Below are 19457 nucleotides of genomic sequence, written 5' to 3'. Positions count from 1 at the left end.
CCTGGACCGTCAGGCTGCCCCGATGGTCAGCGGCATCACGACGACACTGCTGAATCGTCCGCCGCCGTCCTGCACGGTCAGCACCAGATATCCGGGGAACGGGTTCGGCTCCCTCGTGAAGTTGGCGTTCGCCTGCCAGTCCTGGTTCGGGTCGATGTTCTCCGACCATCTGGTCAGTTCTTTGGAGTTGCGGGCGTCCAGCAGGCGTACCCGCGCCGTTCCGTCGCTGTCGGTCCGGAAGTTGACCGACAGCGGCGGGTTGACCGCACCGTTCGGCTCGGGGTTGCGCACGGTGGTACGTGGCGACCGCATCGCCTGCACGCCCCACGCCCCGGCGCCCCGGCGCAGGTTCATCGTGCCGAGCACGCTGCCGTTCCGGGCCGTGACCTTGACCAGCCGCGCGCCGCCCCCGTCGTCCGGCTCGGCCGAGAAGGTCAGGCCGGACGTGGGGACGCCGAGTTCGCCGAGGAACTTCTCGGCCGTCGGTACCGGATCGCCGGCCGCCGGTCCCGATCCGGTCGTCCCGCCCACCAGGGCCTGCGGCCAGATGATCGGATAGTCGGCGGTCGCGGTCGGCTGCGGCGCGGCCGTCGGTACGTCGCTGTCCGCGCGGCGGTTCACCGCCACCGCGGCGACCACCACGAGGATCACTCCCAGCGCCGCCGTGGCCGGTATCAGGAGACGCTTCCGCATGACTGTCTTCCGCCCTTGGGTTCGCTTCGCAATTCGTTGCCATCCATCACCGCTGAGCTGTATCGAGTCCGCCTGGCGGTGGATCCGCGTCCGCAACTGCTGCTCCTCGGCGGCGCTCAGCCCGCCGTCGGCCTGCTTCATTTCTCCCTCTCCAGCAGCGAGCGAAGATTTCCGGCGGCCCGGGCCGCGTGGGTCTTGACCGCACCACGGGTGATGCCCATGGCCCGCGCGATTCGTTCCTCGGACTGATCGAGGTAGTACCGCAGGAACATCACCTCCCGCTGGCGTTGCGGCAACTTGGCCAGGACCGCCACCATGTCGCGGCGAACCGCCACCGACGACAGCGACTGGTCCGGCCCGGCGACCCCCTCGGAGATCACCTGATGGCGGCCGTGCCGCTTCCGCCGGAGCGAACCCCGGCAGCCGTTGATCACGGATCGCATCACGTATGCCCCGAGCCTGTCCTGGTCCCGGATGCGCCACAGCGATCGGTAGGCCGCCACGAACGCGTCCTGCACGATCTCCTCCGCGTCGCCCACGCTGCCGACCATGAGCGCCGCGAACCTGACCAGACGCGCGTAGTCGCGCTCGTACAGGATCGCCAACTCGTCCCGGTCGTCACTCAACTTCTCCCCCGCCCTCACGCTCGCACTACAGATGCGCGGGCACCGCATCCGGTTGACAAGTCGGCCCTACAACTTCAAACGGTCGGCGCACCCCTGCGCTCCGGCGAGGTCCGAATGCTCACCCTTGGCCGGCTGGATCACCTGGGCGCCCGCGTTCCGCCAGGTCCGCACCGACTGGACGGGCACGACCGGGTCGTCAGCCAGCATCGACACACAGGTCGCGACCTTCGAGTTCAGGCCGGGTGTCCACCGCTGGCGGGCCGCCGGCGTCAGCGCCGTGCAGGGCCCGTGCCATTCGGTCAGGAAAGTGCCGAGCGGGTCCGCCGGCGGCGTGGCCGACCAGCCCGGATAGCTGGGGCATACCTCGGCCCAGTACGCCAGGACCGCGGGTGAGATCTGGTCGGTGCCGTACCGGCTCCACACCCCGTCGGCGAGCCGGCCGACGAGCTTGCGGTTGGCTTCCTTCGCCGGCGTGGACAGCGCTGTGAAGAAGGCACGCATGACGGCGGTGTCCCGGTAGCTCAGCGCCAACGTCGCAGCCGCCACGTCGCCCCCGGCGAGCGGCACCGATCGGCCGGGCACCGCGGGCTGGGCGGCGGACAGGGCCTTGCTCGCCTGCTCGATCAGGCGGGTTCCGGCCTGGCGGCCCGGACACTGCGGGCAGTTGCTCTCGACCGATCGCCACAGCGCGCTCACCCGGCCGGAGAGATATTCAGGGGCGGACAGGTCCAGCGGCGCGGGATTGACGAGGATCGCCCACTTCGGCGCGAGGTCTCGCAGGTAGGTGAGACGGCGCCCGCCGAACGAGAGCCCGAGATAGCCGTCAAGGCGGAGACCCTCGGTGGCGAGGATGACCTTCACCGCCTCGGCGAAGGTCTCCGGCGTCCACCCCCAGGGCTGGTCGTGGTCGTACAACTTGCATGAGGTGCTGACGGTCTCCCCAGTCGTGGCCAGGACGTGCACCGAGTGGAAGAGGGACGAGACGGCAGCTTTGCACTCGGGCGGGTAGGCGGCCGTGACCCACGGCTCCTCGATCAGCAGGAGTGGCGACGCCTGAAGCTGCTTCGGCAGCTGCTGACGCAGGGCGTCACCCGGCCAGTGCATGCCGAACAGGGAGATACCTGGTCCGCCGAGGTCGGCGACGACCGCACCGGTGGTCTGCGGGCCGGCCGCCGTTGGGCGCAGAATGGCGTACCGGACCTGCCGTCCCGATGCGAGAGTGACGCTCCGGCATTCGGGGGAACGCACGCCCGCGCATGTGCCGGCCGTCGCCGAAGGCGGATCGGCAGCGTTGTCCTCCGGTTTGCTGGTCGCGCCGGAACGGCAACCGGCCAGCGCGGAAAGCACCACCATGACAACGAGCGCCGCGATGGCGGAACGGCGCCGCGGGAAGAAACTCCCCGCGGCACCGCCCACTGGAGCCGATCTCACCAACCCGAGTCCTGACGCGCCACACCGTCGCAGTTCGCGTAGGTGCCCGTGCAGAACTTCGCGTAGCTGTAGTCCGCGAGCTGCGGGTTCTTACCCTTGAAGGTGCTGTAGGCGAAGCCCATGTCGACGCCGTGGGTCCGGCCACCGAAGGTCGCGCCCTGGTCGTAGATGACCCGCATGGACGTGTTGCCCGGGTCCGGGTTGATCTCGTCACAGTCCTGAATCGGGATCTTGCCACCGAAGCTCAGGATGCTGATCTCGATCGTATGGTCGGTGCAGTTCTTGACACCCGCCTTGGGCCAATAGGCGACCAGAGCCCCGAAGCCCGCGCCCTGAGAACCGCTCCACGTCTTCGACCGCAGGTCGATGCGGGTGGGCTTCGGATCGAGGCAGAGCCTGCAGTCCTTGCCTACCGCGGTTCCCCACCGGCCGTAGTAGTAATAGTCGCGCGTCGAGGTTGAGGTCTTGAGCTTGTACTTCTCGTAACAGCTGGTGAGCTTGTTGCCTTTGGCCGCGGTGGTGGTGCAGTTTCCCTTGAGGAACGTGCCGCCCTTCGGCGACGCCAGTCCACTCAGGCCGAGCCCCGAGGCCACCCGATCGTCGGCGATGACAACCTCGTCGCCCTTGTTCGAGATGTCCTCGTCACTGGGGTCGGCGGTACCGATGACTTCGAAGCCCTGAGCGACAACGTCGTTCGAGCCGGTGGTGGCCGCGGTGGTGACCTTCACGCTGGTCAGGTCCACGCCGTCTTCCCAGACCGTCGCGACTCCGTTGACCACGGAAGCGTTCGTCTCCGCGGCGTCCACCAGCTTGCCCGACTGAGCCTGTTCGGCCACGAACGCGTCGGCGGCGGCGTCCCGCTCGGTGGCCGTCGCCGGGTCGTTCGTCGCTGCCTTCAGCACGGCGTTCGGCAGGGTCACCACCGACTCCGTGACGGGCGCGGGCTTGCTGTAGTTCACCTCGACGTAGGGGACCTTCGACGAGTCCCTGTAGTTGTGCGACCAGAACTGCTTGTACTGGCTGTAGTCCGTCTCGTCGGACGCGCGCAGACCCATGGTCGGCGTGCTGACGTTGTTCGCGACAGCGCGCCGGAAGAAGCTCGTGGCGTCGGCCGACACCCAGCCGTCGTGGCAGGTCGTCTCCGTCGACGTGGCTTCCTTGTGGAGCCACGCCGGTTGGTTGTCCCAGGACGTCTTGTCCGTGATGGGAGCGGTGCTCCACATCTCCCAGGGTTTGGGGTCACACGACGTCGAGTACGGGTTGGCGAAGTGTGCCGTGGCCGAATCGATCTGCATACCCTGCAACGAGGTCGCCCACCAGGTGACGAACGACCGCGCGCTGCCCGTGGCGTCCCAACTTCCCACGAACAACGAGTCCGCGTCGGGCCAGCCGGTGGGGTAGCCCTTGACCACCGTGGTGCTGGCCACCGTGGTGGACCAGTCGTAGTACGGGTCGATGGTCACGGGATACACGGTGTCCGGACTCGCCAGCCACTTCGTATCGGGCTTGAGCTTGAGCGTCACCGGGGCGTCGGTGGCGGTGCCGACGACGTCGGTGGTGACCGGCCGGCGCTTGGGGGGTCCGCCCCGGGTAGCCGAGCGAGCGTCCCACATCATCGGTGTCGGGAGCTTGCCCTGCTGTCGTCCCTTAGCGCCCTTGACCTGCATCCGGCCATGCTGGTCCGCGCTGATCGAGGCGACGCCGGCCCCGCGCATGGGGAGGGAGATCTCGTTGACGTACTTCGCCGCGGCGGCCGACTTCACCACCGTGAACTGTTCGAAACCGGTCGCGGTGGCCTGTACGACGAGGTCGATACCAGGGCGAACATCGGCATAGGTGGCCTTGTCGCCATCCAGCCGCGGCTGCGGCAGCGCCCCCGGCCAGCCAACAGTGATGCGGTCCGCGTTGGCGCCCAGGGACGCAAGGTCCGTGGTGGCACTCGCACGGGCGCCGGAGATCCGCAGGTGGTGGGGATGCGCGGCCGGGGCCACGGAGCCGTCGGCTTGCCGCTGCAACGTCAGGTCGACCGGTACCCACGACCCGTTCCGGCGGAATCGGACGGTGCCCGCGGAGATCACTCCGGTGACCTTGCCGTCGGGCGTGGCGAAGTATTCTGACGTTTCGGTGGTGGCGTCGGTGATCTTGACCCGTGCACCCGCCTTCTTCGCGGCGGTCATCGCCGAGGCCACGTCGGCCTGTTCCAGAGCGGGCGCCGGTGCCTCCGCACGCGCGGGTACCGAGGCCGCCGCGACTGCCATCGTGAGGACCGTACTCGCGGCCACCGATTTGAAAACCTGACTCCGAGCGAGGCGTTTCGCCTCATCCGGTTGAATTCTGATCATGTATCCCTGTCTCGATCTGATCCGTGCCGGTCGATTCCGGACAACGCACGCACCCGGCCGCAGGTCCCCCAAGCTGTGAGTTCCCTGAGTGCGTGTCGATCGCGGACGGTACAGCACAAGATCATCAAGGTCTAATTGCCTGCGATGCTGATGCGGCATCGAGAAAATAATCGGACAGGAAGGCATTTACATGCGAATTCGGTTCTTCAGAGATCGGTTCGGATGTTGAGATCGATAAGCTCTATCCGGGCGGTAATTCAATCACCCGGAACAAAAATGCCGCACAATCCTGTGCGGCATCCTGTTCGTCTTGACTTATCGAGCTCGATACGAAGGTGGTCAGGCGCGCATGACCGTGGCGATCGGGATGCCGGCCGCGCGTAGGGCGGGGATGAAACCGCCGAGGATGCCGGCCACGAGGCCCGCGAGGATGCCGGCCACACCGGCCTGCCACGGGAACTGGACGTTGTCGAGGATGGGGTGGGAGTTGCCGGCCAGCATCACCACCGCCTTCAGGGCCAGCGCGCTCGCGCCGATCGCCGCGGCTGCCGTGAGCAGGCCGGTCAGCAGGGTTTCGGCCAGGACGATGCCGGCCAGCAGGGAGCGTGGGGTGCCGACGGCGCGGCGCAGCGCGAACTCCTCGACCCGTTCGCCGACCGTGGCCAGGCCGACGTTCAGGATGCCGGCCACGCCGATCAGCAGCACCAGGCCGGCCATCGAGAAGAACAGCAGCCGCATCAGGCGCAGCTGGTCCTCCTGTTCCTTGCGGTTGTTCACGTCGGTCACGTACATCTCCAAGCCCGCCGCCTTCAGCTTGGCCCGCAGCACCTGCTCGACCGGGGAGCCCGGCTTGAGCATCACGTTGATCTCGCCGCCCACGTTCGGGTCGACCAGCTTGCCGGGTGGCAGCCAGGTGGCCAGTTCGTCCGAGCGTACGTAGGCCCGGGGTTCGCCGCTGCCGTCGTCGACCACGCCGATGAACCGGGGCGTCAGGTTGGCGCTGGCGCCGCGCACCCGCATCTCGGCCGGCACCTGATAGCGCGTGAAGCCCTTGGCCGCCTCCTTGTTGAGCACCAGCCGGGGCGCCATCGACGGCACCGTGGTGAAGTCCAGCCAGGTGCCCGACACCGTGCGGAACGGGCGGAACTGCCGGATGTCGCCGGTCAGCGCGGTCAGCCGTAGCTCCACCGCGGCACCCTTCGGGCCGGTCGGCCCCTCGCAGTGCCCGTCCGCGAAGCAGACCTGCGAGCCGCCCCAGTCCTGGTCGATGGGCGAGCCGCCCTCGTTGACCGGGCGTACCCCGGGCTCGCCGATGATGCCCTGCATGCCGATCGACGCGACAGCGCTGGAACTGCCCTTCACCGAGGCGAGCACGGCGTCGGCCGCCTTCTGCTCCGTCGGCATGCCGATCATGCGGGTGCCGTCGTAGCCGAACGTCAGTTCCAGGTCGGCCAGCAGGGCCCGCTCGGCGATGCTGGCGCCGGCCTGCACGACCACGACGGCCAGCACGCCCAGGAACAGGCTCACCATCGACAGCAGGGTGCGCAGCTTGCGGGCCCGGATGCCCTGCACGCCGATGATCAGAGAGGACCGGAACCGGCCCGAGAGCCGCCTCATGCGCGCACCCGTTCGCTCAGAACCCCGTCGACGAGGTCGTGGATGCGTCCCATCCGGTTCGCGTGGTCACGGTCGTGGGTCACCAGGATCAGCGCGCATCCCCGTTCGGTGGCGCCGAGCAGCGCGTCGATGACGAGCGTGCCCGTCTCGGTGTCGAGCGCGCCGGTCGGCTCGTCGGCGAGCAGGACCTGAGGATCGCGTACGAGGGCACGCGCGATCGCCACGCGCTGCTGCTCGCCGCCGGACATCTTGGCCGGCCGGTTCTTGGCCAGATGCGCGATGCCGACCTGGTCGAGGGCTTCCATCACCCGGACTCGGCGTTCCCGGCGGGGCAGCCAGCCCTGGCCGTTGACCAGCGCCATCGCCACGTTCTGGGCGGCCGTCAGATGCTTGAGCAGGAAGAAGCGCTGGAACACGAAACCGAAGTGCGAGCTGCGCAGTGTGGCCGCCCGGCGCTCCGGCACCCGGCTGATGTCCTGCCCGGCCAGCACGTAGCGGCCCTGGTCGGGCCGGTCGAACAGGCCGATGACGCTGAGCAGCGTGCTCTTGCCCGAGCCGGACCGCCCGACGATGGCCACGCTCTGCCCGGCGCCCACCCACAGATCGACACCGTCGAGGATGGTACGGGGCTCGGACTGCCCCTTGAGGACCTTCGTGATCCCGGTCAGCTCGATCACTTCGGGCCCTCGGCCGGCGCCGGCAGGTCGGGGCCGGGCACGGCGATCTCCTCGTCACCGCGCAGACCCGACTTGATCTGCACGACCTTGCCGTCGGACAGGCCCAGCACCACGTCGACGGTCTTGCGGGTGCGGTCCGGGGTGAGCACGTCGACCTTGCCGCGGCCCTGCGTGCCGGCCACCGCCTCGACCGGCAGCACCATGGCGTTGCCGGCCCGGTCGGTGACGACCGACAGGGTGACGTCGGCGCCGTTGATCAGCTTGACGCCGGCCGGCGGCGCGCAGACCAGTTGCATGCCGGTCGGCTCGGAGCCCTCGGGCGTGCTGCCCTCCTCGGGCCCGGCGGTGGGGAACTGGCGGACGGGCTCACCGGACGGGCCGGCGGACGGCGCCGTGGTGGTGGGCGCGGGCGGCTCCGGAATCGTGCCGGCCGGCAACGCGGCGATGGTGCCCAGCGCCGTACAGGGGAAGGGTCCTGGTCCGTTCTTGATCTGACCCGTGACGGTCTTGGCGGCGCCGGAGATGCGGTAGGCCGACGCGCTGTCGATGTCGGCCACGATGCCGTAGCCGCCGTGCCGGGCCGAGATGATCGGCATGCCCGCGCTGACCTCGGCCCGGTCGTCCATGAGCCGGCCGGCCAGCATCGACCCCTCCGGGATGTTGATCCGCCGGGGCGTGCCGTCGTCCCACACGGTGGCCACCCACAGCGGCTGCGCGGCCGGCGTCTTGTTCGGCTTGCGCTGCACGTAGCGGATCTCCCCGCCGGTCGGCGCGACGATGCCGAACAGCGGGTTGACGGCCACCTTGCCGTTCAGGCTGATCTGGTTGGACAGGTTCTGCCGCGACGGTTTCACAGTGGTCAGCACCGTGCCCCGGTCCTCGAGCCCCGGCGTCGGCGCGGCCTCCTGTTTCGCCGAGCACCCCGACAGCGCGGCCGCGACCGTGACCACCGCCGCCCCGCCCAGCGCAAGCCCCCGTCTGTCCACTCCACGTCCCCTTTTCCGCCCCGGCCGGGCACATTCCCGCCCAGCGCGGCGAACCTTACCGGGATCACGCAACCCGGTATCGCATCGGCCACGGTAAGTGTCCACAGAAGATCCTGAACGTGGCGCTGCACGCCAGGACCGCCGCCCACCGCGGAAACGTGACCTTCACCGTCGACGTCGGAACGACGACCAGAGACGAGACCCGATGAACGATGTCCTCGAATCGCCGGACGAGTCACACCGATCCCCGCCCCGATCCGCCGCCGGTCGATGTGGCGGCGTTCAGCGCCTTCCACCGCGACGAGATCCGGCCGCTCGCCGACTTCCCGCTCTGGATGGGCGCGGGCCCGGCCGACGCCGCCCCGGAAACCATGATCGGCGCCTTCCGGAGCTGGCCGTCGATCCGGCATCCCCGAGGCGGTACGACGAGTCGGGGACTTGCCCGCCGCACGCTCGCTCAAGGTCTCGGCCGGGCGGGGGAGACGGAACGAACCTCGACGAACTGCGCACTCCTACCGGCAACGAGCTCGACGGCGTGCTCGCACCCCGGTCTACGATCTTCGGATGTACGTGGAACGCCGTGGCCGGGGAACGCCGGTCCTGCTGCTGCACGGGTTCGGGGTCGACCACCGGATCCTCCTGCCCCTCGAGGCGATCTTCGAAGGGGCCGCGGGGGAGCCGGGCTGGGAGCGGATCTATCCGGATCTGCCGGGCTTCGGCCGTACGCCGGGACGCGACGACGTGCGTGGCAGCGACGACGTGGTCGGCGAGCTGGTGCGGTTCATCGGCGCCGAGTTCGGCGACCGGCCGTTCGCGCTGGTCGGCAACTCGTGGGGCGGCATGCTGGCCCGGGCGGTCGCCGCCCGCATGCCGGCGCGGGTGCTCGGGCTGTGCCTGCTGTGCCCGGCGATCGTGGCGGAGCGCGGCGCCCGGGATCTGCCCCCTCGTACCGTACTCAAGCAAGCTCCTGAATTGACCTCGTCCCTGCCGGCCACCGAGCGGGAGCTCTATCAGGCGGAGGCGGTCGTCGAGTCGCCGGCGGACTGGGAGCGGTTCCGCGAGTTCGTGCTGCCCGGCCTCCTCGCGGCGGACGAGGCGGCGGCCCGGCGGATCGAGGCGGATTACGGCGTCCGGCTCGAACCGGGAAGCGGCCGGTACGACGGTCCCACGCTGTTGCTGACCGGGCGCCAGGACGACATCGTCGGCTACCGGGACACCTGGCGAGTGCTGGAGGACTATCCGCGGGCGACGTTCGCCGTGCTGGACGCGGCCGGGCACAACGCGCCCCTGGAACGCCCGGACGTGGTGAACCCGCTGGTCGCCGACTGGCTCAGGAGGATTCGCGCAGAAGCGCGTTGATCATGTCGGTCAGTGGCGCGGTCAGTTCCCGCTCGCCGGCCGAGGTCAGCGGCTCCACGCGCAGCGACGAGCGCAGCACCACGATGCCCAGCGAGGTGGCCAGCACCAGCTGCGCGCGCAGCAGGCCGTCGTCGGCGGACGGGCAGCAGGCCGCGGCCAGCCGCTCGCTGATGGCCTGGATGACGCCGCGGCGCATCTGTTCGGCCCGTTCGTCGCCCGAGGTGCGCAGCAGCAGGAGCATCGACTCGGTCATGCCCTGATCGTCGCGGGACGTGGTGATGCGCCGGGCGATGTCGGCCGCCACGTCGTCGAGGGCGATCGCGCCCGAGTCGCGGCGCAGCTCGTTGACCGCGCTGGACAGACACGCCTCGAACAGGCCCTCTTTCGACGTGAAGTAGCGGCTGATCAGCGCCACGTTGACGCCCGCCTCGTCGGCGATGTCGCGGACCGTGGTCGCCGAGTAGCCGTCGCGGGCGAAGCGCTTTTTCGCGACGTCGAGCAGCAGCTGCCGGGTCCGGGTCGCGTCCCGGCGCTTCGGCGGTGCTGGCTCGGGCGCTTCCACGCCGGAAGCCTATCCGTCAGCGAGCGGAAGCGTCCCGTGAGGGCTCCTCGCCGGCCAGCCGCGACTCCAGCCGCGTGCTGGCCGTCGCGTCCATCGTGGACATCGGTGCCAGGCCGGGGTGCCGTCACCGCGGCCCCGACGGCGGCGGTACATGCCCTATGTTTCAGGTTTAGTGACGGTTCGCGGGGAATACCGCTATTTTTTTGTCCATGGCAAGCGCGGTGCTGGCGGACCTGAGCGTCAAGACGAAGATTCTGGGCGCCGTGTGCGTGGCGATCGTGCTCGCCGTCGTGGTGGGCGTCGGCAGCCTGGTCGGGCTCAGCAACACCAGCGCCTCGGCCGAGCAGATCTACACCAGCAACGTCTCCGGCGTGAACTGGGTCGGCGAGATCCGCAGCGAGCTGGCCCAGTCCCGGCTGGACGTCACCAACCACATGCTGTCCGACACCGCCGCGCAGAAGCAGCAGTACAGCGACGCCTTCGACAAGGACTACGAGGCGCTGACCGACGCGCTCGCGGCCTACCTGTCCAGCGGCCCGGCCGTGCCCGCGGACGAACTGACCGAGCTCGGCGAGGACTTCGACTCCTACCACACCATGGTCGTCGACAAGCTGCTCCCGGCCGGGCTGAAGAACGACCTCGACGCGTGGCAGAACGCCCGCGACGGCGAGGTCATCCCGCTGATGAAGGAGGTCTCGGGCGACCTCGACCGGATGCGCTCGGCCGAGAACGCGGACGCCAAGACCAACGCCGAGGGAGCCCGCTCCGAGTACGGCGCCAGCCGGGCCGTCACCATCTCGCTGCTGGTCGCCGGTTCGGTCCTCGCGCTGGCCATGGGCTGGTTCGTGGCCCGCCAGATCGTGCGCTCGATGGCCAAGGTCAAGCACGTCTGCGACGGCCTGGCCGAGGGCGACCTCACCCGCACGGCCGGGCTGAGCTCGAACGACGAGCCCGGCCAGATGGGCCGCTCGCTGGACGTGGCCATGGCCCGGCTGCGAGAGACCGTCAAGACCATCGACTCCTCGGCGGCCGCGCTGGGCAGCGCCTCGGACAGGATGTCGCAGGCCAGCGGCGATATCGCCCGGTCCGCCGACGAGTCGTCGGCGCAGGCCGAGACGGTGTCGGCTGCGGCCGAGCAGATCTCCCGCAGCGTCGACGCGGTCAGCGCCGGCAGCGACGAGATGGGCGCCGCCATCCGGGAGATCTCGCAGAACGCGGCCGAGGCGGCCCAGGTCGCCACCGAGGCGGTCGGGCTGGCCGCCAGCACCTCGCAGACCATGACCAAGCTCGGCGAGTCGTCGGCCGAGATCGGCGACGTGATCAAGGTGATCACCTCGATCGCCGAGCAGACCAACCTGCTCGCGCTCAACGCGACGATCGAGGCGGCCCGGGCCGGCGAGGCCGGAAAGGGCTTCGCCGTGGTGGCCTCCGAGGTCAAGGATCTGGCCCAGGAGACCGGCCGGGCCACCGAGAACATCTCGGCCCGGGTCGAGACGATCCAGGCCGACACCGGGGGAGCGGTCACCGCGATCGAGGAGATCAGCCGGGTCATCGCCCGGATCAGCGACTTCCAGACCACCATCGCCTCGGCCGTGGAGGAACAGACGGCCACCACGGCCGAGATGAACCGCAGCGTCACCGAGGCGGCCTCCGGCACCGGCCAGATCGCCGACAACATCACCGGCGTGGCCGACGCCGCCCGGCGCACCACCGAGGGCATCACCCGGTCCCGGGAAGCGACCGCCGAACTGGCCACCATGTCGACCGACCTGAGCGCCCTGGTGTCCCGGTTCCGCTATTAAGGTCAGATTGCCCGGTCCCCGGCCGACCTTGTAGTTGTGACGCGGTCGCTGGACGCCGGCAGCACGAAGTGGGTGCTGGGGTCCCTGGCCGCCTTCTTCACCCTGCTGGCCGTCGTCGACGTGGTCATCTTCGACGGCGTCCAACAGGTCGTGCTGGCCGGGTTCGCCGGGAGCAGCGCCGCCGTCCTCGCCATCGGCGCGGCCCTTGTGCGGCGGCCCCGGCCGGGACGCCGGGCGGCCGTACTGAGCCTGTTCTGCTTCATCCCGGTCCTCAACGGGCTGGCCCCGCTGTTCGTCACCGGCGAGCTGCACCAGACCAGCATGCTGATGCTGATCATGGTGGGGCTGGGCGTGGCCGTGACCTCGACCGGCGTCGCGGTCGCGGCCGCCGCGACCGCCGTCGGGGGCTGGATCGTCGCGGTGCTGCTGCGAGACGACCTGCACACCGACGAGCTGACGTTCTACGCCATCCAGTTCGGCCTCGCGCTGGCCATGGGCACGCTGCTGCGGGCGAGCCTCGTCCGCCGGACCCGGCAGATCCGCGCCATGCGCGACGAACTGGTCACCGCGGCCGAGCGCTTCCGCGGCATCTTCGAGGCGTCGCCGGCCGGCATCGGCCTGTGCGGGCCGGACGGCCGGTTCATCACGGTCAACCCGGCCCTGTGCCGGCTGCTCGCCCGGGACCAGGACGAGGTGGTCGGGGCCGGCGTCTTCGCGTACGCCCATCCGGACGACCGCTTCGACGGCGAGGAGATCGCCCGCCGGATCGCGGCCGCCGCCGACGGCGTGGCCCGCATGGAGGTTCGCTTCTGCCGGCCGGACGACGACACCCGCTGGGTGTGGATCACGCTCACCCGCACCGACGCCGAACTGACCCTCGTGCAGATGCAGGACGTCACCGCGCGCTATCAGGCCGAGCGGGCCACCCGCGACTCGGAGCGGTTGCTGACGGCCGTGGCCGGAGTCGCCCGGCGCATCCGCACCGGGGAGGACGCGCGCGCCAACATCGTCGACGCGGTCCGCGAGCTCGCCAGTTCCGACGGCGTGATGCTGATGGAGCCGGCCACCGGCAGCGAGGAGCTGGTCGTCACCGCGTCGTCGCGCGCGCACCTGGTCGGCACCCGCGTCTCGCTGGCCCTGACCTCGATGACGGCCGAGGTGTACCGCACCGGCGAGCCGGTATTCCGGGCCGACCCGGCGGCCGACCCGATCGTCTCCCCGGCGCTGCTCGAGCTCACCAGGGCCCGCTCGCTGCTGTGGCAGCCGGTCATCGCCGACGGCTCGGTCATCGCCGTGCTGTGCGTGTCGTGGGCCCACCGCCTGCACGACGTGGGCGACCGCCGGGCCCGGGCCGTGGCCCTGCTGGCCGACGAGACGGCGCTGGCCCTCGAACACGAGCAGCTGCTGCGCCACCTGGAACGGATGGCCTACACCGACACGCTGACCGGGCTGGCCAACCGCCGCGCCTGGCAGGCCCAGCTGCCCCGGCTCGTCGCCCAGGCCCGGCGCACCGGCGCGCCGCTGACCGTGGCGATCGCCGACCTCGACCACTTCAAACGCTACAACGACACGTACGGGCATCCGGCCGGCGACGACCTGCTGCAGCGCACGGCGGCCGCCTTCACCGAGGCACTGCGCGACAGCGACCTGATCGCCCGGTGGGGCGGCGAGGAGTTCGCGATGGCCCTGCCCGACTGCCCGGCGCCGGACGCGGCCCAGGTGCTCGACCGGGTCCGCGCGGCGACACCGGGCGCCGAGACGTGCTCGATCGGGTACGCCACGTGGGACCGCCGGGAGACGGTCGAGCAGCTGCTGTCCCGGGCCGACGACGCGCTGTATCAGGCGAAAGAGGGCGGGCGCGACGCCGTACGGGAAGCAGGGGTCATTTTGTCAGCGTGAACCCTTCCAACGGACTCACTTCATGAGGCTGAATACGATCCGGGCCCCATCCGTGAACTCCGTGTCCAGCCAGATCTGGCCGCCGTGGTGCTCGATGATCTTCTTGCAGATGGCCAGGCCGATGCCGGTGCCGGAGTAGACGTCGCGCGGATGCAGCCGCTGGAAGATGACGAAGATCTTGTCGGCGAACTCGGCCTCGATACCGATGCCGTTGTCCTGCACGGCGAGCGTGTACTTCTCGGCGTCCTCGTCCACGGTGATGACCACCCGTGGTGGCACGTCCGGGCGGCGGAACTTGATGGCGTTGCCGAGCAGGTTCTGCCACAGCTGCGTCATCAGGGTGGCGTCGCCCGGCACGGTCGGCAGCTTCGGCCGTACGATCTCGGTCCCGGTCTCCTCGATCGTCAGGGCCAGCGTGTCCTCGACCCGGCCCACGATCACGTCCAGATCCACCGGCTCCCGCTCGTCGTACATCCGCCCGATCCGGGAGAACGCCAGCAGGTCGTTGATCAGCTGCTGCATGCGGGTGGCGCCGTCGACGGCGAACCCGATGTACTGCTGCGCCCGGTCGTCGAGCTGACCGGCGTAGCGGCGTTGCAGCATCTGGCAGAACGACGCCACCTTGCGCAGCGGCTCCTGAAGGTCGTGCGAGGCCACGTAGGCGAACTGCTCCAGGTCGGCGTTCGAACGGTGCAGCTCGGCCGCCTGCTGCTGGCTGGCGGCGAGACTGTCGGCCAGTTTGCCGCGCATGGCCTCGACGTCCTCGGCCAGCCGGGCCACGTCGGACGGGCCCCGCGGGGTGACTCGATGGTCGAAGGCGCCGCCGGCGACCTTCCGCACCGAGGCGCTGAGCTCGTTCAGCGGCCGCAGCACCACCACCCGCAGCAGCACGGCGATCGAGGCGATCAGCGCCAGCAGGGCGACGACCAGGCCTCCGAAGGCGGTGTTGCGCAGACGGCGGCTGTCCTGAAGGTCCGCACGGCCCTGCTGCCGCAGCCCGACCAGCCGCTGATCCAGATCGGCCAGCGGGGCCCGGACGGCGTCGAACGCGGTCTTGCTCGCCGTGACCAGGGCCAGATCGTCGCGGCGGGCCCGCACCAGGGGCTCGGCCGCCGTCTCGCGCCACGAGGCCATCCGCTGCTCGACCAGATCCAGATCGGCCAGCGCCTCGTCCTGCCCGTCCAGCAGGTCGCGCAGCTGCCCGACCAGGCGGGTCTCGTCGGCCCGGCCCTGCTCGTACGGATCGAGGAACTGCTGCTCGCCGCTGAGCACGAAACCGCGCACCCCGGTCTCCTGCCCGACGACGGCGGCCGTCAGCTCGGCCACCGCGGTGCGGGCCGGCGCGATCCGGTCATTGAGCCGGTCGGAGACCTCGGTCGTCCGGGACAGGAGCTCCGCACCCACCACGGTGGCCACGGCGATGAGCGCCACCATGGCGATGAGGACGGACGCGAACCAGCGCTGACTGGTCCACCGGGCATGCGTGATCACCCAAGCAAGGTACGCGAGTCCGTTCGTACACCCGTCCCTGGCACTTTCGCCCGGGGAGTTCGTACGGCTAGTTGGCGTTTCGGGCGTTTCAAGCGGCCGCCGTCCGGGGAAGGATCTTCACGGAAGGCAGAGTCTCAACGAGGGAGTTGTGATGACAGCGGTGAACAATCCCGCCACCGTGGGCGAGTGCCTGCGCGTCGGTGCCGGTTTCTCGCAGGGCGACCGCAACTGGATCGCCGAGCAGTTCGTCACGCTCGACAGCCGCCTGGCCGGTTTCCACGCCGACTCCACCGAGCTGGAGGTCATGGTCAAGGACCGCGACGCGCCGGGACAGAAGGTCACCCTGGAGTGCTGGATCGCCGGCCGCCAGAAGATCGTCACCACCTCCACGGAGGAGGATCTGAACGCCGCCCTGCACGACGTCCGCGACGACCTGCGCCGCAAGCTGGACGACGCCAAGACCCGACAGGAGCCCCGCAACAACCGCCACCTGCGCGAGCACCCCACGCTGCCGGCGGAACTGGTGGAGTAGGTCACCACCAGTAGTTGTCCTGGGGCGTGTAGCCGCGCTCCAGGACGGTGACCTCCTCCGCGGTGAGCTCCAGGTCGAGCGCCGCCACGGCGTCGTCCAGATGACGCGGCTTGGTGGCGCCGACGATCGGGCAGGACACCGCCGGCTTGCCGAGCAGCCAGGCGAGAGCGACCTGGGCCATCGGCACGCCGCGACCCTCCGCCACCCGCTGGACCGCGTCGACCACCGGCTGGTCGACGTCCCGGTCGAACGCCTTCGCGACCTCGTCGGAAGCGGATCGCGGCGTCTGCTCGCCGTACGGCCGGGCGGCCCGGCCCTTGGCCAGCGGCGAGTACGGGGTGAGACCGACACCCTGGTCCAGACAGAACGGGATCATGTCCCGCTCCTCCTCGCGCTTCAGGACGTTGTACTGGTCCTGCATGGCCGAGAACCCGGTCCAGCCGTGCATCGCGGCGGTGTGCTGCAGCTTGGCGAACTGCCAGGCCCACATCGAGGACGCCCCCAGGTAGCGGACCTTGCCCACCCGGACCAGATCGTCGAGGGTTTGCAGGGTCTCCTCGACCGGCGTCTCCGGGTCGAACCGGTGAAGGTAGTAGACGTCGAGGTAGTCGGTGCCCAGCACGATGTCCTCACGGCGGGAGAACCGGGTGATCGCGCGCCCGACGAACTCCTCCGAGGTGCCACCCTGGTAGACGTTGGCGGTGTCCCAGAAGGTGACGCCGAGCTCGACGGCCTGCCGGAAGAACCCGGCCGCGGCGTCCTCGTCCAGCGTCCACCGGTGCAGCCCGGTGCCGGCGTCGCCGTAGCTCATGCAGCCGAGCCCGATGCGGCTCACCCGCAAGCCCGTACGGCCGAGTCTCGTGTATTTCACGCGGTTCCTTCCGCCGTGGGGCCGGCGTTGGCGGGAGTGGAGCCGTCGAGGCAGGCCCGGGCCAGCATCTCGCCCAGCAGAGGGGCGAACTTCATCAGGTTCTCACCGTACGTGGCGAGCACGCGCCCGTTTCGGGCGAACTGAAGCCCGTCGCCGAGGGCCGGGTCGTGCGTGCAGTAGACCTGGGCGACCGGGCGCGGCTCGACAAACGGCAGATGCCGGGTGACGTACGCGGTGAGCGCGTCCAGCGAAGCCCGCTCGGCGGCGGGCCGCCCGCCGTCCCAGGCGACCAGGGCCGGGTCGATGTCGGCGCCGACCGCCCAGGTGCCGGGAGCGGCCAGATGCTGGTAGGTGTCGCCGGTGATCCAGCAGTGCATCGGCTCGGGCGCACCTGGGCGGATCGGGAAGCTGACCCGCAGGTGATGCTCCAGGGCGGCCGGGAGGTCGAGGCCGGCGCCGGAGGCGACCGCGGAGGAGCCGGCGCCGGCGCAGATCAGGACGGCGTCGAAGGTGTCGGCCCGGTCGCCGGAGACAACCCGTACACCAGCCGTCACTTCTTCGACGGCGTCGACGTGAGCCGTCCGCAGGCGGTCGCCGGCGGCCTCGACGAGAAAGCGGCGGATGCGGTCCACCCGGATCACCCCGCCGGCCGGGTCGATCAGCGCGGCATCGGCTCTCCCCGGCAGCCGGAGCAGCGGCGACTCTCCGTCGACAACGTCGTGGTCGGCTCCGGCCGCGGCCATCGCGTCGGCCCACACGCGCATCTGGCCGCCGCTGACCACGGTGCCGACGTCGTCGATGAGGTCGGTGCCGGCCCGCCCGCCCCACTCGGCGAACAGGGCGCGGGACCGAGCGGCCAGCGCGACCATGTCCGGGTAGGCGTGGGCGAGCCGGAAGATCCGGGTATCACCGGCGGAACGCTCACCCATCGGCGCACCGGCCTCGTGACACCACACGTCGACGCCCCGCCGGAGCAGCGCCTCCGTGACCGACAGCCCGACCACACCCCCACCGACGACCGCGACCCTCATGCCGGCGACGCTATCAGCGCCCGGTTTGAGGTGGCGCTCGTAGCCATCCAGGATGGAGGGTATGGCGAGCCCGAACTTTGACTATGTGCAGGGCAACGTTTTCTACAATGCTTCGCCCGAACCGGGGCATCATGTGGGGGAAGACTTCGTCGCTCTGGCGTCCGGTGCCGAGGATGCCACCCCCGCCGAATCGACCGAGTGGATGCTGCGCGTCGTAGTGGACCTGGGCGAGCGGCCCTCGGTACTCGCGGTCGCGGACTATCTCCGGGCGCTTCAACAGTTGTTTGACCATGGTCTGAACATCGAATACAGGCGGAGGCCCGGCCGGTATGTGGCTGACGAACGACGTCGCCTGCTGGCCGTTGCGCACATGCGATTGTCCAGCCCTCTCGAACTCATCCTGACGAACACCGTCAACGCCGCTCCGATCGCCGGGTACGTTGCCGCCGGGTGGGTTCTGGTCGAGCGCACCCTGAAAATGGTGATGGACTGGCAGAACCATCGGCAGACCCTCGCCGAGCGGCAGATGGCGGTGATCCAGCGAGGGCTGGAGCCGGCGGGAGAGACACTCGTTCGAACGGCTCCGCTCCGGGTCGTCGAGCGGGTGGCCGAGCCGTCCGATCGTCAACTGCCGTCAGGGGAAGCGGGCTCGGCCGAATAGGACCGTTCGAACCGGCCGGCGCTGTTCACTCGCCAGATCGTCTGGGTGCTGGTGGGGTGTTCGAGCCGGTGGCGCACGTGAGCCACGTCGTCCAGGCGATCCGAGGTCCGCGCCCGGAAGAAGACGAAACCGTCCTCCGGCTCGGGGGCGAGCCCGAGGGTGGTGAGCGCTTCCACGGCCGCGTCGTGGGTTTCCGCGGTGGGTACGACGTAGGCCCGTCCGCCGTCGTTCTGGCAGCAACTCCGGGTTTCCGAGACCGTCCACAGGGCGGCCAGGACTCCGGCGATGCCGTGGTCGACGCACGCCTCCCGGCCGTGTGCGCGGAGGTGAACCTGGCGGTGCCTGACGGCGACCAGTCCGCCGTTCGCCGTCCGGCACTTCGGGCACAGCGGATGTGGCCCGATCACATTCACCCTCTGACGACCCTCCGCCGTACCGCGCCGAAGCAGGCGCCCAGGACCAGGTAGAGGGCGCCGAACGAGGCCGCGGCCGTCTGCTTCGGCGGGGACAGGTAGTGCAGGGTGGCCGCGCCGATCAGCAGGACCGCGTAGCCGATCAGGACCGCCGCGAGCGCGGTGTCCGTGCCCGACCAGCGGTTGCCGCCGTTCGGGCGGCGGCGCCGGGCCTGGTCGGTCACCTCGATGATCAGCGCGCCGGTGATCAGCATCATCAGCGTGAACGCGACCGCCGTACCCAGTGAGTCTCCCGGGTCGTCGAAGACGGCCGGGCCGAAGCCGGCCGCCAGAAAGCCGAGCAGGGCGGTACGGGCCACTCGACCGTCCCGGACCGGCGTCTCATTCGCTGATACGGCCATCCTCCGATCGTGCCATCGAAGGGCAACGGGAACCGTCGTGATGCCGCAACGTCGTCCGGGCTT

18 protein-coding genes are annotated in these 19457 nt (G+C 70.1%); 5 read left to right on the top strand and 13 right to left on the bottom strand.

Annotated features, from left to right (window positions below; genetic code table 11):
* Positions 1–9 precede the first annotated feature (9 nt).
* The 7 genes from AB0C26_RS37520 to AB0C26_RS37490 form a co-directional block, all read right to left on the bottom strand.
* Positions 10–693, bottom strand: a complete 684-nt coding sequence (locus AB0C26_RS37520; RefSeq protein ID WP_360257554.1) for a hypothetical protein — start codon at positions 691–693, stop codon at positions 10–12.
* A gap of 137 nt (positions 694–830) precedes the next feature.
* Positions 831–1337, bottom strand: a complete 507-nt coding sequence (locus AB0C26_RS37515) for a sigma-70 family RNA polymerase sigma factor (protein WP_360257552.1) — start codon at positions 1335–1337, stop codon at positions 831–833.
* A gap of 48 nt (positions 1338–1385) precedes the next feature.
* The gene (locus AB0C26_RS37510) at positions 1386–2672 is read right to left on the bottom strand and encodes a hypothetical protein (RefSeq protein ID WP_360257549.1); all 1287 of its coding nucleotides are present in this window, start codon (positions 2670–2672) and stop codon (positions 1386–1388) included.
* Between the two features lie 74 nt (positions 2673–2746).
* The gene (locus tag AB0C26_RS37505; protein WP_360257546.1) at positions 2747–5251 is read right to left on the bottom strand and encodes a hypothetical protein; all 2505 of its coding nucleotides are present in this window, start codon (positions 5249–5251) and stop codon (positions 2747–2749) included.
* A gap of 180 nt (positions 5252–5431) precedes the next feature.
* Positions 5432–6709, bottom strand: a complete 1278-nt coding sequence (locus tag AB0C26_RS37500; RefSeq protein WP_360257544.1) for an ABC transporter permease — start codon at positions 6707–6709, stop codon at positions 5432–5434.
* On the bottom strand, positions 6706–7386 hold the full coding sequence (locus AB0C26_RS37495) for an ABC transporter ATP-binding protein (protein ID WP_360257542.1): 681 nt from the start codon (positions 7384–7386) through the stop codon (positions 6706–6708). Before AB0C26_RS37495 ends, AB0C26_RS37500 begins: the two co-directional genes overlap by 4 nt.
* On the bottom strand, positions 7383–8372 hold the full coding sequence (locus tag AB0C26_RS37490) for an efflux RND transporter periplasmic adaptor subunit (RefSeq protein WP_360257539.1): 990 nt from the start codon (positions 8370–8372) through the stop codon (positions 7383–7385). Before AB0C26_RS37490 ends, AB0C26_RS37495 begins: the two co-directional genes overlap by 4 nt.
* Before the next feature lie 564 nt (positions 8373–8936).
* Here AB0C26_RS37490 and AB0C26_RS37485 point away from each other — a divergent pair.
* A complete protein-coding gene (locus AB0C26_RS37485; protein ID WP_360257537.1) occupies positions 8937–9731 on the top strand; it encodes an alpha/beta hydrolase in 795 nt (264 codons plus the stop codon).
* On the opposite strand, the gene AB0C26_RS37480 is transcribed toward AB0C26_RS37485, so the two are convergent.
* Positions 9703–10293, bottom strand: a complete 591-nt coding sequence (locus AB0C26_RS37480; RefSeq protein ID WP_360257535.1) for a TetR family transcriptional regulator — start codon at positions 10291–10293, stop codon at positions 9703–9705. The genes AB0C26_RS37485 and AB0C26_RS37480 overlap by 29 nt on opposite strands.
* Positions 10294–10502: 209 nt before the next feature.
* Between AB0C26_RS37480 and AB0C26_RS37475 the strand changes: the two genes are divergently transcribed.
* Positions 10503–12095 carry a methyl-accepting chemotaxis protein gene (locus tag AB0C26_RS37475; protein ID WP_360257533.1) on the top strand — a complete coding sequence of 531 codons (1593 nt, stop codon included), beginning with the start codon at positions 10503–10505 and terminating at the stop codon, positions 12093–12095.
* Positions 12096–12131: 36 nt separating this feature from the next.
* A complete protein-coding gene (locus tag AB0C26_RS37470; protein ID WP_360257530.1) occupies positions 12132–13994 on the top strand; it encodes a diguanylate cyclase domain-containing protein in 1863 nt (620 codons plus the stop codon).
* A gap of 15 nt (positions 13995–14009) precedes the next feature.
* Here the strand turns inward: AB0C26_RS37470 and AB0C26_RS37465 are convergent, their stop codons facing one another.
* Positions 14010–15485, bottom strand: coding sequence for an ATP-binding protein (locus AB0C26_RS37465; RefSeq protein WP_360257528.1), 1476 nt, complete (start codon positions 15483–15485; stop codon positions 14010–14012).
* Between the two features lie 151 nt (positions 15486–15636).
* Here AB0C26_RS37465 and AB0C26_RS37460 point away from each other — a divergent pair, with 151 nt between their 5' ends.
* A complete protein-coding gene (locus tag AB0C26_RS37460; protein WP_360257526.1) occupies positions 15637–16017 on the top strand; it encodes an HPF/RaiA family ribosome-associated protein in 381 nt (126 codons plus the stop codon).
* A gap of 1 nt (position 16018) precedes the next feature.
* Here the strand turns inward: AB0C26_RS37460 and AB0C26_RS37455 are convergent, their stop codons facing one another.
* Complete coding sequence (locus AB0C26_RS37455; RefSeq protein WP_360257661.1) at positions 16019–16843, bottom strand: aldo/keto reductase; 825 nt, start codon at positions 16841–16843, stop codon at positions 16019–16021.
* A 41-nt stretch (positions 16844–16884) separates the two neighbouring features.
* Positions 16885–17919, bottom strand: coding sequence for an FAD-dependent oxidoreductase (locus AB0C26_RS37450; RefSeq protein WP_360257524.1), 1035 nt, complete (start codon positions 17917–17919; stop codon positions 16885–16887).
* Positions 17920–17980: 61 nt separating this feature from the next.
* On the opposite strand from AB0C26_RS37450, the gene AB0C26_RS37445 reads away from it, so the two are divergent.
* The gene (locus AB0C26_RS37445; RefSeq protein WP_360257522.1) at positions 17981–18580 is read left to right on the top strand and encodes a hypothetical protein; all 600 of its coding nucleotides are present in this window, start codon (positions 17981–17983) and stop codon (positions 18578–18580) included.
* Here the strand turns inward: AB0C26_RS37445 and AB0C26_RS37440 are convergent.
* Both AB0C26_RS37440 and AB0C26_RS37435 read right to left on the bottom strand, forming a co-directional pair.
* Positions 18544–18993: a hypothetical protein gene (locus AB0C26_RS37440; protein WP_360257519.1), complete on the bottom strand. Its 450-nt coding sequence runs from the start codon at positions 18991–18993 to the stop codon at positions 18544–18546. The two genes, AB0C26_RS37445 and AB0C26_RS37440, sit on opposite strands and share 37 nt — an antisense overlap.
* Positions 18990–19394, bottom strand: a complete 405-nt coding sequence (locus AB0C26_RS37435; protein WP_360257516.1) for a hypothetical protein — start codon at positions 19392–19394, stop codon at positions 18990–18992. The genes AB0C26_RS37440 and AB0C26_RS37435 overlap by 4 nt, the downstream gene beginning before the upstream one ends.
* Positions 19395–19457 lie beyond the last annotated feature (63 nt).

This window comes from Actinoplanes sp. NPDC048796 (assembly GCF_040650035.1).
GTDB lineage: Bacteria > Actinomycetota > Actinomycetes > Mycobacteriales > Micromonosporaceae > Actinoplanes.
This window is presented reverse-complemented; position numbering and strand designations above follow the sequence as displayed.